15 protein-coding genes are annotated in these 13721 nt (G+C 61.8%); 3 read left to right on the plus strand and 12 right to left on the minus strand.

The window, feature by feature from the left end; translation table 11 throughout:
- Positions 1–64: 64 nt before the first annotated feature.
- The 7 genes from hfq to dusB form a co-directional block, all read right to left on the minus strand.
- Complete coding sequence (gene hfq, locus ACODR6_RS30255; RefSeq protein ID WP_003539403.1) at positions 65–307, minus strand: RNA chaperone Hfq; 243 nt, start codon at positions 305–307, stop codon at positions 65–67.
- A 110-nt stretch (positions 308–417) separates the two neighbouring features.
- The gene (locus ACODR6_RS30260; protein ID WP_130278371.1) at positions 418–1281 is read right to left on the minus strand and encodes a D-amino-acid transaminase; all 864 of its coding nucleotides are present in this window, start codon (positions 1279–1281) and stop codon (positions 418–420) included.
- Positions 1282–1340: 59 nt separating this feature from the next.
- Positions 1341–2705: a nitrogen assimilation response regulator NtrX gene (gene ntrX, locus ACODR6_RS30265; protein WP_112711793.1), complete on the minus strand. Its 1365-nt coding sequence runs from the start codon at positions 2703–2705 to the stop codon at positions 1341–1343.
- Positions 2695–4965: a sensor histidine kinase NtrY-like gene (locus ACODR6_RS30270; RefSeq protein WP_489026200.1), complete on the minus strand. Its 2271-nt coding sequence runs from the start codon at positions 4963–4965 to the stop codon at positions 2695–2697. The genes ntrX and ACODR6_RS30270 overlap by 11 nt, the downstream gene beginning before the upstream one ends.
- Positions 4966–5162: 197 nt before the next feature.
- Entirely contained in the window at positions 5163–6614 is a 1452-nt protein-coding gene (ntrC, locus tag ACODR6_RS30275) for a nitrogen regulation protein NR(I) (protein WP_112711789.1), read from the minus strand.
- Entirely contained in the window at positions 6611–7756 is a 1146-nt protein-coding gene (locus ACODR6_RS30280; RefSeq protein ID WP_449096946.1) for a two-component system sensor histidine kinase NtrB, read from the minus strand. Before ACODR6_RS30280 ends, ntrC begins: the two co-directional genes overlap by 4 nt.
- Positions 7753–8775, minus strand: a complete 1023-nt coding sequence (gene dusB, locus ACODR6_RS30285) for a tRNA dihydrouridine synthase DusB (protein ID WP_489026203.1) — start codon at positions 8773–8775, stop codon at positions 7753–7755. The genes ACODR6_RS30280 and dusB overlap by 4 nt, the downstream gene beginning before the upstream one ends.
- 144 nt (positions 8776–8919) lie before the next feature.
- Between dusB and ACODR6_RS30290 the strand changes: the two genes are divergently transcribed.
- The 3 genes from ACODR6_RS30290 to ACODR6_RS30300 all read left to right on the plus strand — a co-directional run bounded on the left by ACODR6_RS30290 (position 8920) and on the right by ACODR6_RS30300 (position 11011).
- A complete protein-coding gene (locus tag ACODR6_RS30290) occupies positions 8920–10140 on the plus strand; it encodes a bifunctional 2-C-methyl-D-erythritol 4-phosphate cytidylyltransferase/2-C-methyl-D-erythritol 2,4-cyclodiphosphate synthase (protein ID WP_489026205.1) in 1221 nt (406 codons plus the stop codon).
- A gap of 2 nt (positions 10141–10142) precedes the next feature.
- Positions 10143–10631 carry a CinA family protein gene (locus ACODR6_RS30295; protein WP_489026206.1) on the plus strand — a complete coding sequence of 163 codons (489 nt, stop codon included), beginning with the start codon at positions 10143–10145 and terminating at the stop codon, positions 10629–10631.
- Between the two features lie 74 nt (positions 10632–10705).
- A complete protein-coding gene (locus ACODR6_RS30300) occupies positions 10706–11011 on the plus strand; it encodes a hypothetical protein (protein WP_112711779.1) in 306 nt (101 codons plus the stop codon).
- A gap of 3 nt (positions 11012–11014) precedes the next feature.
- On the opposite strand, the gene ACODR6_RS30305 is transcribed toward ACODR6_RS30300, so the two are convergent.
- The 5 genes from ACODR6_RS30305 to ACODR6_RS30325 form a co-directional block, all read right to left on the minus strand.
- On the minus strand, positions 11015–11461 hold the full coding sequence (locus tag ACODR6_RS30305) for a type II toxin-antitoxin system RatA family toxin (RefSeq protein WP_489026208.1): 447 nt from the start codon (positions 11459–11461) through the stop codon (positions 11015–11017).
- A 9-nt stretch (positions 11462–11470) separates the two neighbouring features.
- Entirely contained in the window at positions 11471–12043 is a 573-nt protein-coding gene (locus ACODR6_RS30310) for a P-loop NTPase family protein (protein WP_489026210.1), read from the minus strand.
- Between the two features lie 79 nt (positions 12044–12122).
- Positions 12123–13094, minus strand: coding sequence for a lipoyl synthase (lipA, locus tag ACODR6_RS30315; RefSeq protein ID WP_130278378.1), 972 nt, complete (start codon positions 13092–13094; stop codon positions 12123–12125).
- Positions 13095–13185: 91 nt separating this feature from the next.
- Positions 13186–13434: a GlsB/YeaQ/YmgE family stress response membrane protein gene (locus tag ACODR6_RS30320; RefSeq protein WP_112711773.1), complete on the minus strand. Its 249-nt coding sequence runs from the start codon at positions 13432–13434 to the stop codon at positions 13186–13188.
- A gap of 26 nt (positions 13435–13460) precedes the next feature.
- Positions 13461–13715: a GlsB/YeaQ/YmgE family stress response membrane protein gene (locus tag ACODR6_RS30325; RefSeq protein WP_112711771.1), complete on the minus strand. Its 255-nt coding sequence runs from the start codon at positions 13713–13715 to the stop codon at positions 13461–13463.
- Positions 13716–13721 lie beyond the last annotated feature (6 nt).

The raw sequence follows: 13721 nt of genomic DNA on the forward strand, positions 1-13721 counted from the left end.
TTTTCGGCTTCCGGGATGATGGAATCGTTCTTCGTATCGCGTGTCGAAATGACTTCTGATCCTATCAGGAAGCGGCTTCTTCGCTCTCGAACATCTGCATGGGCTGGCCCGGCATGATCGTCGAGATCGCGTGCTTATACACGAGTTGCGAATGACCGTCACGGCGAAGAAGAACGCAGAAATTGTCGAAAGACGTGACAACGCCCGTGAGCTTAACGCCGTTAATCAGAAAAATTGTAAGGGAAATCTTTTGCTTGCGAACAGTATTGAGAAATAAGTCCTGCAGATTCTGAGAACGTTCCGCCATCGCGCCGCTTCTTTCTTTATTGCCGGCGTGTTTCAGCCGGTAGAATACTAATCAACCTCTCCAGGCCGTCGGCAGGTAACCCTCACCCCTGCGTCCAGCAAATCTTGGTATCAAATCGCAATCTTTTCCGCAACGTCGAAAAAGGCTTCCCGAATATTCTGCGAAACGCTTCCGGGATGGCCATTGGCGATCGTCTGTCCATCGATGGAAACCACAGGAAAACAAATGCTTGTCGCCGCCGTGATGAAAACCTCGCGTGCGGCCAGCATTTCGGCAACGGTGAACTTACGTTCCGCGACCTTGAGGCCCAGTTTGGCGCCGACATCCAGCAAGGTGGTACGCGTAATCCCTTTGAGGATGCCATGCTCTGCCGGACGGGTGACGAGCGTACCGTCGGCATCGACGAACCAGACGTTGGTTGCCGCACCCTCGGTAACGAAGCCGTCACGGTCGACATAGATCGCTTCCTGGGCGCCGGCCTCCTTCGCCTGCTGGCGGGCCATGACGTTCGGCAGCAAACCGACGGTCTTGATATCGACGCGGTCCCAGCGGTTGTCGGACACGGTCACAGCCTTGATGCCATTGGCATTCTTCTTGGCGACAACCGATGCATCGGTGCTCTTGGCGGTGATGACGATCGACGGCTTGGTGCCTTCGGCCGGGAACACGTGGTCACGGCGGGCGACGCCGCGGGTGACCTGCATGTAGAAGAGGCCGTTCTTCACCTTGTTGCGGCGAACGGTCTCGCGAATCACATGCACCATCGCGGCACGGCTCATCGGCGCGGCGATGCGCAACTCGCTCAGCGAGCGGTGCAGGCGATCCAGGTGGCGGGTGATATCGACGATATAGCCGTGGCGGATCTCGCAGACCTCATAGACGCCATCGGCGAACTGATAGCCGCGATCCTCGATATGAACGGCTGCTTCAGAATGCGTGACGTACTGGCCGTTGACGTAGGAAATTCTGGGCATGGGAAACCTGGTGCTGGGGCAATGACATGAATCGGCGCAGGATCTGCGCCGGCAGAAGCTTAGACGCCGAGCGACTTCAGCTTGCGGTGAAGCGCCGAGCGCTCCATGCCGACGAACTCGGCGGTGCGCGAGATATTGCCGCCGAAGCGGTTGATCTGGGCGATCAGATAATCCTTCTCGAACATCTCGCGCGCTTCACGCAGCGGCAGCGTCATAATGTGATAGTCGTTCTTGGCCGAAACCTTCGGCAGCATGTCGCCAAGATCGGTCGGCAGCATGTCGGCGGTGATCGGCGCGTCCGGGCCGTCGGAACGGGCCAGGATCATCAGGCGCTCGATATTGTTGCGCAGCTGGCGGATGTTGCCCGGCCAGTCATGGGCCTGCAGAACGGCCATCGCGTCATCGCCGATGCGGCGCTGGCGAATGCCGGCCTGTTCGGAAATCTGGCGCATCAGCTGGTCAACGAGGAACGGAATGTCCTCGCGGCGCTCGGCCAGTGCCGGAACCCGGACCGGCACGACGGCCAGACGATGATAAAGGTCTTCGCGGAACCAGCCTTCGGCAATGCGGCTTTCGAGATTGTAGGCGGTCGAGGAGATGATGCGGACATCGACCTTCACCCGCTTGGAGCCGCCGACGCGCTCGAACTGCTGGTCGACGAGTACGCGCAGGATCTTGTTCTGCGTCTCGCGCGGCATTTCGCCGACTTCGTCGAGATAGAGAATGCCGCGATGGGCCTCTTCCAGCGCTCCGATCTTGCGGGCCTGGCCGGGCGATCCCTCGGTGCCGAAGAGCGCGATTTCCATCCGGTCGGGGGTGATGTTGGCGGCGTTGAGCGCCACGAACGGGCCGTTGGCGCGCGTCGACTTCTTGTGGATCATGCGCGCCACAAGTTCCTTGCCGGAACCGGATGCGCCGAAGATCATGATACGGCTGTTGGTGGGCGAGACCTTCTCGATCGTCTGGCGCAGCTGCGAGACGGCGACGGACGTGCCGATCAGCTCGACGGCATCGCCCGCCCGCTTCTTGAGCTCGGAGACTTCGCGCTTCAGCTTGGAGTTTTCCAGCGCGCGCTCGGCAATCAGGATCAGGCGGTCGGCCTTGAAGGGCTTCTCGATGAAATCGAAAGCACCGCGCTTGATGGCGGAAACGGCCGTTTCGATATTGCCATGACCCGAGATCATCACGACCGGAATATCGGGATGGCGCGTCTTGATCTCGTCGAGCAGGGACAACCCGTCGAGCTTGCTGCCCTGCATCCAGATATCGAGGAAGATCAGCCGCGGGGCGCGATCGGAGATCGCTGCCAGTGCGCTATCGCTATCGTGAGCGGTCCGCGTTTCGTGGCCCTCGTCGGACAGGATCCCGGACACGATCTCGCGAATGTCATGCTCATCGTCGACGACGAGAATATCAGAGGCCATAAACGCTTTCCTTGTCGCTTTCAGCAGGGGCGGAAGATGCCGGCTCGAGACGCGGCAGATGCACGCGGATCATGGCTCCTCTTCCCTGGTCAAATTCTGCGGGCGCATCATGCAGCTCAAGCTGCCCGCCATGCTCTTCAATGATCTTCTTGACGATGGCGAGGCCGAGGCCCGTGCCCTTCTCCCGCATCGTCATGTAAGGCTCTAGAATGCTGTGCCGGTTTTCCACCGGCAGACCGCGACCGTTATCGATAACATCGACGGTGAAGCGGTCACGGCCCTCGTCCATAGCTGCCCGCACCAGCACCTTACGCTCGTCGCGTTCTTCGCTCGGTACGGCTTCGATCGCCTCGACGGCGTTCTTGATCAGGTTGCCGAAGGCCTGACCCAGCATGCGGCTGTCGAACATGCCTTCAAGCGGCCGTTCGCCGAGCTCCTGCAGGAAGCTGACATGGGTGTTGCCCATCTCGCGCAGGAACATCGCGTCGCGCAGGATGTCGCGCAGGTCGCTCGGTTCCTTGGTCGGCTTCGGCATGCGGGCGAAAGCCGAGAATTCGTCGACCATGCGGCCGATATCGCCGACCTGACGGATGATCGTGTCCGTGCACTGGTCGAAGACGGTCTTGTCGTCCTGATTGATCTGCTTGCCGTAGCGGCGCTGGATGCGCTCGGCCGACAGCTGGATCGGCGTCAGCGGGTTCTTGATCTCGTGGGCGATACGGCGGGCAACGTCGCCCCAGGCCGTGGAACGCTGAGCAATGACGAGATCGGTGATGTCGTCGAGGGTGATGACGTAGGATTCGCCGCTCTCCCTCACCTCTTCACGCGTCACCTGGACGCTGAGCGTACGGACCGTGCCGCCGCGCACCAGAGCGATCTGCTTGCGGAAATCGCCGCGATAGCGCTGTGCGGCCTCAGTGAGGACCTGATCGACCTCGGGAGCGATATCGGAAAGCTGCTTGCCGAGCATATCAGGCGCTTCGAGCGCCATCAGCGTCTCGGCCGAGCTGTTGACGATGGTGATGCGGCGGTCGCTCTCGACGCCGATCACGGCAGCGGTAACGCCCGACAGCACGGCCTCGATGAAACGGCGGCGGTCGTCCACCTCGTCCTTCGCCTCGAGGATTTCGTCACGCTGGGTGCGGATTTCCGAAATCATCTTGTTGAAGGTGCGCGACAGGTTGGCGACGTCGCCATCGACGGCGTGAACCGGGACGACGATATCCATATTGCCGGATGCAACGCTATCGGCAGCCGTGATCAGCAGCCGGATCGGGCGGACGATACGGTCGGCGACGGCGATTGCGGTCCAGATGGCGGCGAGCAGAACGATCAGCGCGAAACCGATATAGAGAACCGCAAAGGCGATCTGCAGCGAGACGCGCCCCGCCTCCATCGACTGATATTCGCTGGCGTTTTCCTGCATCAGGCGCATGGCGCCCATGACCTTCGGATCGACGGCACGCACCGTGTAGAGGAATGCGTCAGGAATGGATTCGAGCTTGATGATGGCGCCGACGAGGTTGGTGACACCCGGCGGAATCAGAGTCGGCTGGCCGGCGGCGGCCTTGGTCAGCGCATCCTGCGGAATGGCCGGCAGCGGCTTCTCGGTCTTGATGTCTGCCTGCGTGATCACCGCGCCGTTGCTTTCGACCAGGAAGGCGCCGAGCAGGCCGCGTCCGCGCGCCTGGCGAGTCATCAGGTCGGCAAAGCCGGTACGGTCGAGATTGAAGAGCGTGCGGTTGCGCTCCAGGTCGTTCGCCATCGAGACCGTCTGGCCCTGGAGATAGCTGGCATTCTCCATCATGTAGGCTTGGCCGACATTGCGCGACGAACTGACGATCGACTGTGTGCGCAGCGAGAACCAGCGGTCGAGACCGGCATTCAGCGTGATACTGGCAAAGAGGGCGACAAGAATCGCCGGGGTGATCGCCACCAGTGAGAAAAGCACGACGATGCGGATGTGAAGCCGCGCTGCGGCCCTTCCGCGGGTTCGTGCCTTCATCAGCCGCGCAACCTCACGGCCGATCAGCGCCATCAGGCCAAGGACGAAGAAGGAATTGACGACGACGGAGGTAATGACGACGCGCGAGGTCGGCTCGATCGGCGTGAAGCCGAGCAGCACGAAGAGCGTTGCAGTGGCGCAGAGCAGCGCACCACCCGCCAGCATGAGGCCTGGCAATGCGAAAAGCGCGCGGCGATCGGTGACGATCGCAACTCCCTCTTCACCCGCCGCAGGCGATGCCGCATCCTGCTTCATCAGGTCATTCTCCTGGCGGCAAATCGCCGCCACGCCACATCTGCAACCAACGGACCGGAAATCGAAAGCGTTCGCTCAATCCCTGAATGAAGAGATCAGCGGCACAGACCATCTGTTATGGTTACGATTGTCCAAACCCCATGCGTGACCTTTAAGCAACGCATTGTGGCGAAAATGCAACGCATCCCGCCACATTGTCAAGCTGTGCGGGAGCTCCGGTAGACCGAAACGCCGAGCTCACGGATCTTCTTGCGCAGCGTATTGCGGTTCAGACCGAGAAGATCGGCCGCCTTGATCTGGTTGCCGCGGGTCGCTGTCAGCGCTGCCAGGATCAGCGGATACTCCAATTCGGTGAGAACACGGTCATAGAGGCCGGGCGGCGGCAGATTCTCGCCGAAGCTGGCGAAATAGGTGCGCATATTCTCTTCGACAGCCTGGGCGATCGTCATCGAACCAGAGCGGATCGGACCCTTGTCGATCGGGCTATCCGGCACGTCGGAGCGCAGCTCGCTCTCGATGATTTCGCGGGTGATCACATCCTGTGGATAAAGTGCCATCAGGCGGCGGATCAGGTTCTCGAGCTCGCGAACGTTACCCGGCCAAGCGTAGGCCTTCATCAGCTCCAGCGCTTCCTGGTCGAATCGCTTGGTGCCGAGACCTTCCTTTTCCGCCTGCTGGATGAAGTGGCGGACGAGGTCGGGGATATCCTCGGCGCGGTCGCGCAGCGGCGGCAGGCGCAGCGGCACGACGTTGAGGCGATAGTAGAGGTCCTCGCGGAAGAGACCCTGATTGATCGCCTGCTTCAGGTCCTTGTTGGTGGCGGCGACGATGCGCACGTCGGTGCGGATCGGCGTGCGGCCGCCGACGGTGGTGTATTCGCCTTGCTGCAGGACGCGGAGAAGGCGCGTCTGCGCATCCATCGGCATGTCGCCGATTTCATCGAGGAAGAGCGTGCCGCCCTCGGCCTGCTCGAAACGGCCGGTCGAGCGGTTCTGCGCGCCGGTGAAAGCGCCCTTCTCGTGGCCGAAGAGCTCGGACTCGATGAGATCGCGCGGGATGGCGGCCATGTTGATGGCGACGAATGGACCGTTGCGGCGCTTGCCGTAATCGTGCAGCGCGCGGGCGACGAGCTCCTTGCCGGTACCGGACTCACCGGTGATCATCAGCGTCAGGTCGGTCTGCATCAGGCGCGCCAAGACGCGGTAGATTTCCTGCATCGCGGCGGAGCGGCCGACCAGCGGCATACCGTCCTGCATGTCCTCGTCCAGCTTGGCGGGCTTCTTCTTCGGCTCGGCCAGCGCCCGGCCGATGATGCCGATCAGCTCCGTCAGGTCGAATGGCTTCGGCAGGTAATCATAGGCGCCCTTCTCGGAGGCCTTGATCGCCGTCATGAAGGTGTTCTGGGCGCTCATGACCAGCACCGGCAGATCCGGCCTTGCCTTCTTGATGCGCGGCAGCAGATCAAAGGCGTTCTCGTCGGGCATGATGACGTCGGTCACCACAAGATCGCCCTCGCCCGCCGAAACCCAGCGCCAGAGCGTGGCGGCGTTCGAGGTGATGCGGACATCGTAGCCTGCGCGGCTGAGCGCCTGATTGAGCACCGTACGAATTGCCGCATCGTCATCTGCGACGAGAATCGTTGCTGTCATCGAGAAGTTCCTGTGGGGTTTGCAATTGCCGCGTCATCGGAAGAGGCATCCTTGGATGCCGGCATCAGGACACGGAAGGTGGTCTTGTTGTTCTGGCTGTCGCATTCGATGATGCCGCCATGGTCACCGATGATCTTGGCGACAAGCGCAAGACCAAGGCCGCTGCCATTGGTCTTGGTGGTGATGAAGGGATCGAAGAGATGCGGCAGCAGGTCGGAGGGAACGCCCGGACCATTGTCCTGCACGCAGAATTCCAGCGGCAGCGAGATTTTTTCGCGCGTGCCGGCGACGGAGAGGCGGATGCCGGGACGATAGGCGGTCGTCAGCAAGATTTCGCCGTCCTGCCGTTCACCGACAGCCTCGGCGGCGTTCTTCACCAGATTGAGGAAGACCTGCACCAACTGGTCGCGATTGGCATAAACGGCCGGCAGCGACGGGTCGTAATTCTCGGTGATGCGGATCTGGCGGGCAAATCCTGCCTTGGCCACGGCCTTCACATGATCGAGGACCGAATGGATGTTGACCGGAACGCGATCGACGGGGCGCTCGTCGGAGAAGACTTCCATACGGTCGACCAGCGAAACGATGCGGTCAGTCTCGTCGCAGATCAGCCGGGTCAGCGCCCGGTCCTCATCGACAGCCGACTGTTCGAGAAGCTGAGCAGCGCCACGGATGCCGGAGAGCGGGTTCTTGATTTCATGCGCCAGCATCGAAGCCAGCCCGGTGACGGAGCGCGCCGCGGCGCGATGGGTCAGCTGACGGTCGATCTTGTCGGCCATCGAGCGCTCCTGGAAGACGACGACGACGGAACCCGGGGCACTGATGACAGGGGCGACATAGAGGTCGACCAGTTTGTCCTGGCCAAGCCGCGGCGAGCTCAGATCGACGCGATACTCGTTGACCGGAGCGCGACGCTCTCGGACCTGATCGATCAGCGCCAGCAGCGGGCTGCCGAAAGGAATAAAGGTCGAGATCCTGTAGCGCGCCAGATGCGAGGCACTGGCGCCGAAGAAGGCTTCGGCCTCCCAATTGGCGAAAGCCACGAGACCGGCCTCGTCCACCATGATCACAGGGTTCTGGATGGCGTTCAGCACCGCCATCGCTACGCCACTCGTCTGATCGGCCTGCGTCTTGTCCGTCATGCCGCCTCCCGGCTCTGAACTGCCTCTGCACCTGCAGAGAGCGCATCGTGAAGCCGCCGCTCCACCTCCAGCGGCTGGTTCGAAGTCATGATCGCCGCCCTGTCTTCCCCGGAAAGGCCGGGGGCGTATCGTTCGAGATACCAGCCGAGATGCTTGCGGGAATGGCGGATGGCGACATGCTCACCGTAGAATTTCAGCATCATCCGGTAGTGCTCGACGGCAATATCGGCGATCTCCGCGCTTTCAGGACCGGCAGCACCGGCAAGCACGCCAGCATGCCACGGACGGCCCTGGCAGCCGCGGCCGATCATCACCGCATCGGCGCCCGAGCGGCGGAGAATCTCCTCAGCATCTTCGGGCGTGTTGACATCGCCGTTGGCGATCAGCGGCACCGAAACGACATCGCGGACGGCGCGGATTGCGTCCCAATCCGCCTTGCCCTCGTAGAACTGCATGCGCGTTCTGCCATGGATGGTGATCAGCTGGACGCCTGCCTCCTCGGCGCGCTTGGCGATATCAGGAGCGTTCAGCGAGTTCTCGTCCCAGCCGAGGCGCATCTTCAGCGTGACAGGGATATCGACCGCCTTCACGGTCGCCTCGATCAGCGTCAAGGCGTGATCGGGATCGCGCATCAGCGCCGAGCCGGAGTAGCCTCCGATCACCTTCTTGGCGGGGCAACCCATATTGATGTCGATGATATCGGCGCCGGCATCGGCGGCGACCTTGGCCGCCTCGCCCATCCAATAGGCTTCGCGCCCGGCAAGCTGCACCATATGCGGCTTGAAGCCGGCGGCCTTCAGGCGCGACCAGGATTCGGCGGTGTTATTGACCAGCTCGCGGCTCGCCACCATCTCGGTGACGACGAGGCCGGCGCCATAGCGCCAGGCCAGCTGCCGGAACGGCATATCCGTGACGCCGGACATCGGCGCGAGCGCGACGCGGTTGCGCACGGAGACGTTTCCGATCTGCAATGGCGCTGCTAGGTTCACTGGATGCAATTGATTATCTTTCAGGCACACAATATTGCTGCACTATTTTTAGCCATAGACGAATGGCTTGCCAAGAGGCTTTGGTTGGAATCGATATTTTTTGGGCAGATGCTGGAAAGCCGGTGACCAAGGCTATAGAGCACTTACGTCGCTTTCTGCATATTTTAGGGATTTATGCCGCAAATGCATTCGAAGCAACCACTATCGGCCGGGATCGTCGTCGTCGCCGCGGGGCGCGGCGAGCGCGCTGGTGCCTCCGTCGAAGGGCCGAAGCAGTATCGCATGGTCGGCGGCAAGCCGGTTATTGCCCATACGCTTGAAAACTTCATGACATGGGAGCACGCCGCCCATATCGTCGTGGTCATCCACCCCGACGACGAGGCGCTGTTCGACAAGGCGCTGCGCCATATCCTTTCAGCGACGCCGATCGAGGCGGTGCATGGCGGCGCGACGCGCCAGCAATCGGTGCTGGCCGGCCTGCGCCATCTCAAGGACAAGGGCATCAGCCACGTTCTCATTCACGATGCCGTGCGGCCGTTCTTCGACCATGTGCTGCTCGACCGCGTCGCCGATGCGCTCATTGCCGGAGCGCCCGCAGTCCTTCCTGCCACGCCGGTCGCCGATACGCTGAAACGCGCCGACAATACGGGAACCGTGCTGGAGACCGTGTCGCGCGAACACCTCTTTGCGGCGCAGACGCCGCAGTCCTTCGCTTTCGACACCATTCTGGCCGCGCATGAAGATGCGCATCGATCCGGCCGGAGTGATTTCACCGACGATGCCTCGATTGCCGAATGGGCGGGCATTCCCGTGACCATCGTTGAAGGAGCTGCCGACAACATGAAGCTGACCGTGAAGCGCGATATCGCCCTTGCCGACAACCGCCTGTCGTCATCGGCCCTGCCCGACGTGCGTACCGGCAACGGCTATGACGTCCACCAGTTGGAGCCCGGCGACGGCGTGACGCTCTGCGGCCTGTTCATTCCGCACGATCAGAAGCTGAAGGGACATTCGGATGCCGACGTGGCGCTGCATGCGCTGACCGATGCGCTGCTCGCCACCTGCGGCGCCGGCGATATCGGCGACCATTTTCCGCCATCCGATCCGCAATGGAAGGGCGCGGCATCCCGAATCTTCCTCGAACATGCCGCCAAGATCGTGCGCGACTGCGGCGGGACGATCATGAATGCCGACGTCTCGCTGATCGCAGAAGCACCGAAGGTCGGGCCGCATCGCGACGAGATGCGCGCCAATCTTGCCGAGTTCCTCGGTATTTCCATCGGCCGCTGCTCGGTGAAGGCGACGACCAACGAGACGATCGGCTTCGTCGGCCGCCGCGAGGGCATTGCCGCCATCGCCACGGCGACCGTCGTCTTCCGCGGCGCGAGGGATTGACGATGTTCACGGCCGAGATCCTGGCGCTTGCTGAGAAGATCATCCGGGAGTTCTCGGCAGAGGAGTTGATGGTCTCGACGGCGGAGAGCTGCACGGGCGGATTGATCGCCGGTGCCTTGACGGAGATCTCGGGATCCTCCGCCGTCGTCGACCGCGGTTTCGTCACCTATACGAACATGGCGAAGATGGAGATGCTCGGCGTCCAGGAGCATACGCTTGCACGCTTCGGCGCCGTATCCGAGGAAACCGCGCGGCAGATGGTGCATGGCGCCCTCTTCCGCTCGCGCGCTGCTTTTGCCGTGGCGGTGACCGGCATTGCCGGGCCAGGCGGCGGCTCAGCGGAAAAGCCTGTCGGCCTCGTCCATCTCGCGGCGAAATCACGCCAGGGCGCGCTCATGCATCACAAGATGCTCTATGGCGATATCGGCCGCGACAAGGTGCGGCTTGCGACCGTCAAGACGGCGCTGGAAATGCTGCTGGCGCTGAAGTAGCATCCGGGAACAAAAGTCTTCTGCCACCGTTTCTGCCGCGTTGCCGGCCGCTGCCGGTTTTGAAGGATGTTCCCATGCGATATTTGGCTGCCATCGGCGTTGCATTGAGCCTCGGCTGTATTTCTGCCGCGGAAGCACCGTCCAACTATCAGACCTATTCCGGCATCCGTGTCGATTCCGACCCGGTGCTGCTCGCCCGCTACGATCGAGCGCTGTCCTATTGCCAGCCGGAAGCGATGTCTCATCGCGGCTCGCCGGATACGCACAGCATGATCTACAATGTGGCTCTGCGGAACTGCCTCTACCGGCGCAGTTTCGTGGATCGGGGCTACTACGCCTATCCGGCAAACCAGGTCTTCGACCACTTCCTGGATCGGTAGGCGTCAGCTGCCGTAGATCGCCGATGCGCGCTTTTCGAAGGCTTCCGTGAACATGCGGAAAGCCCTGTCGAACATCGTGCCCATGAGCGCGCCCAGAATGCGGCTCTTGAACTCGTAATCGATGAAGAAATTGACCATCGAGCCCGGCGTGGCTTCGGCGAAGCTCCAGCGATTGTCGAGATACTTGAACGGGCCGTCGATATATTTCACGTCAATGACGCGCTCTGCCTTGTTGAGCAGCACTTGCGTCGTGAATGTCTCGCGGATCGCCTTGTAGCCAACCGTCATATCGGCGACGAGCAGGATCTTGCCGTCGCGTTCCTTGCGGCTGCGGATCGTCAGCGCCTCGCAGAGCGGCAGGAATTCCGGATAGCGCTCGACATCCGCGACGAGGTCGAACATCTGCTCGGCTGTATGGGGAACGGGGCGATGCGTTTCGAATTGCGGCATGAAGCGCAGTTAAGCGGGCGCGCCGAGAAGATCAAGAAGGCGGCCCACGTCTCGCCGGCTTTTCAGCTGCAAAACCGGGATATCAGGGCCGTAGCGATCGATCCCGTCGATGACGAGCGGCGAAAACCGCTGCTCGAAAGTCCAGATGTAGGTGAGGAATTCGCGGTCCGGCAGCTGTTCCCGGCAGCCGGGCGCCATGTCCGGCCGTGTCTTGCCGAGGTGGAAGAACGCGCGCTTGCAGATACCCCAGAGGCAGATCCACCGCGGCATGCGCACCCAGATGATGAACTGCGTGCGCGGCACGCGGATATCGAAGGTCGAGGGGCCGGTGCCGTCCATCAGCCAGGCTTCCCCGTTGACAACCTCGGTGATCAGCGCCCGCTCCTCGGCCTTCGCCCGCTTTACCCAGCCGGGCAGCCAGAAGAACTCCCTGTCCATCGAGATATGCCGGAGGCCGAGAAGGCCGGAGAGTTTTCGCGATAGCGTGCTCTTGCCGCCGCCGGAGCAGCCGACGACCATGATGCGCCCTGAGCCGCGGATCAGGCTGACGGCTTGGTCGAGGTCGTCGATATAGGCCGGCATCGCATCGCTCCGCATTCTCGGCAAACAAAAAGCCGCGGCGAAAAATCGCCGCGGCTTCTCGAAAATGCAAGCAGGGATTTTATTCTGCGGCGATCAGCAGCTTCTTTTCGCGCGCCGCTTTCAAACGGGCGAAGTCATCGCCGGCGTGATGCGAGGAGCGCGTCAGCGGGCTGGAAGCGACCATCAGGAAGCCCTTGGTGTAAGCGACGGTCTCGTAGGACTTGAATTCCTCCGGGGTCACGAAGCTTTCGACCTTGTGGTGCTTGCGGGTCGGCTGCAGGTACTGGCCGATGGTCAGGAAGTCGACGTCGGCGGTGCGCAGGTCGTCCATCAGCTGCAGCACTTCGTTGCGCTCTTCGCCGAGGCCAACCATGATGCCCGACTTGGTGAACATGGTCGGGTCCAGTTCCTTCACGCGCTGCAGCAGGCGGATGGAGTGGAAATAGCGGGCGCCGGGACGGACGGTCAGGTAGTTGCCGGCGACGGTTTCCATGTTGTGGTTGAAGACGTCGGGCTTGGCGGCGACGACACGCTCCAGGGCACCCGGCTTCTTCAGGAAGTCAGGGGTCAGGATTTCGATCGTCGTCATCGGCGAGGCCTCGCGGATCGCCCAGATCACCTTTTCGAAATGCTCGGCGCCACCATCTTCCAGATCGTCACGGTCAACGGAGGTGATGACGACATGGCTGAGGCCCATCTGCTTGACGGCCTTGGCGACGTTCTCGGGCTCTGCCATATCCAGCGCATTCGGCTTGCCGGTCGAGACGTTGCAGAAGGCGCAGGCGCGAGTACAGATCTCGCCCATGATCATGAAGGTGGCGTGCTTCTTGTCCCAGCACTCGCCGATATTAGGGCAGCCGGCTTCCTCGCAGACGGTGACGAGCTTGTGCTCCTTCACGATCGAGCGGGTTTCGGCATAGCCCTTGGAGGTCGGCGCCTTTACACGGATCCATTCCGGCTTGCGCAGAACTTCCTGGTCAGGCCGGTGGGCCTTTTCCGGATGGCGCACGCGCTTTACGTCGGGATTGATCGTGTCGAGAATGGTTACCATTACCGTTTCAACTTTCCGCCGCCCCAATGCGGCTTCATCAGTCTGCACATAAGTCTTTTGGCCGTCCGTTACAATCGGCCGGTCATGTGCATCATCGCCGGACGAGCCGGGCGAAGAATATCAGCAGGCAAGCGCCCAGGAATCCGGTGACGAAGTAGCCGAGCCGCCCACCGGCCACTTCAATATGGAACTGCGCCAGGATGGCGGTCGCGACGACCGAGCCGACGATGCCGAGCACGATGTTCAGCAGAATGCCGTATCGCGCATCCATCAGCTTGCCCGCGAGCCAGCCCGCAAAACCGCCGATGATGATTGCCGCCAACCAGCCTACGCCTTCCATATCCGTCCTTCCGTTTCCCGGTCTGCCTACGCTATCGCTCTGGCGATCAGCACCACGATGATCGCGCCGACGGTGGCGTGAATGATCTGTACCACCAATGCATTTTCAATGCCGAGCGAGATGCCCAGCGCATTGAACAGAAAGCCACCGACGAAGGCGCCGATGATGCCGCTCAGCAAGCACCGGATCAAACCGCCGCCGCCAACCACAAGGCTTGCCAGAAAGCCGGCAACGAGCCCGATCAGCAGGAAGATGAGCAGTGCCTGCGTACCCATTGACATGATGAT

The organism is Rhizobium sp. FG96 (genome assembly GCF_057808655.1).

Bases quoted from the DNA above. Each gene is read 5' to 3' on its own strand.
- hfq (WP_003539403.1), bottom strand. From the start codon at position 307: ATGGCGGAACGTTCTCAGAATCTGCAGGACTTATTTCTCAATACTGTT.
- ACODR6_RS30260 (WP_130278371.1), bottom strand. From the start codon at position 1,281: ATGCCCAGAATTTCCTACGTCAACGGCCAGTACGTCACGCATTCTGAA.
- ntrX (WP_112711793.1), bottom strand. From the start codon at position 2,705: ATGGCCTCTGATATTCTCGTCGTCGACGATGAGCATGACATTCGCGAG.
- ACODR6_RS30270 (WP_489026200.1), bottom strand. From the start codon at position 4,965: ATGAAGCAGGATGCGGCATCGCCTGCGGCGGGTGAAGAGGGAGTTGCG.
- ntrC (WP_112711789.1), bottom strand. From the start codon at position 6,614: ATGACAGCAACGATTCTCGTCGCAGATGACGATGCGGCAATTCGTACG.
- ACODR6_RS30280 (WP_449096946.1), bottom strand. From the start codon at position 7,756: ATGACGGACAAGACGCAGGCCGATCAGACGAGTGGCGTAGCGATGGCG.
- ACODR6_RS30290 (WP_489026205.1), top strand. From the start codon at position 8,920: ATGCCGCAAATGCATTCGAAGCAACCACTATCGGCCGGGATCGTCGTC.
- ACODR6_RS30295 (WP_489026206.1), top strand. From the start codon at position 10,143: ATGTTCACGGCCGAGATCCTGGCGCTTGCTGAGAAGATCATCCGGGAG.
- ACODR6_RS30300 (WP_112711779.1), top strand. From the start codon at position 10,706: ATGCGATATTTGGCTGCCATCGGCGTTGCATTGAGCCTCGGCTGTATT.
- ACODR6_RS30305 (WP_489026208.1), bottom strand. From the start codon at position 11,461: ATGCCGCAATTCGAAACGCATCGCCCCGTTCCCCATACAGCCGAGCAG.
- ACODR6_RS30310 (WP_489026210.1), bottom strand. From the start codon at position 12,043: ATGCCGGCCTATATCGACGACCTCGACCAAGCCGTCAGCCTGATCCGC.
- lipA (WP_130278378.1), bottom strand. From the start codon at position 13,094: ATGGTAACCATTCTCGACACGATCAATCCCGACGTAAAGCGCGTGCGC.
- ACODR6_RS30320 (WP_112711773.1), bottom strand. From the start codon at position 13,434: ATGGAAGGCGTAGGCTGGTTGGCGGCAATCATCATCGGCGGTTTTGCG.
- ACODR6_RS30325 (WP_112711771.1), bottom strand. From the start codon at position 13,715: ATGTCAATGGGTACGCAGGCACTGCTCATCTTCCTGCTGATCGGGCTC.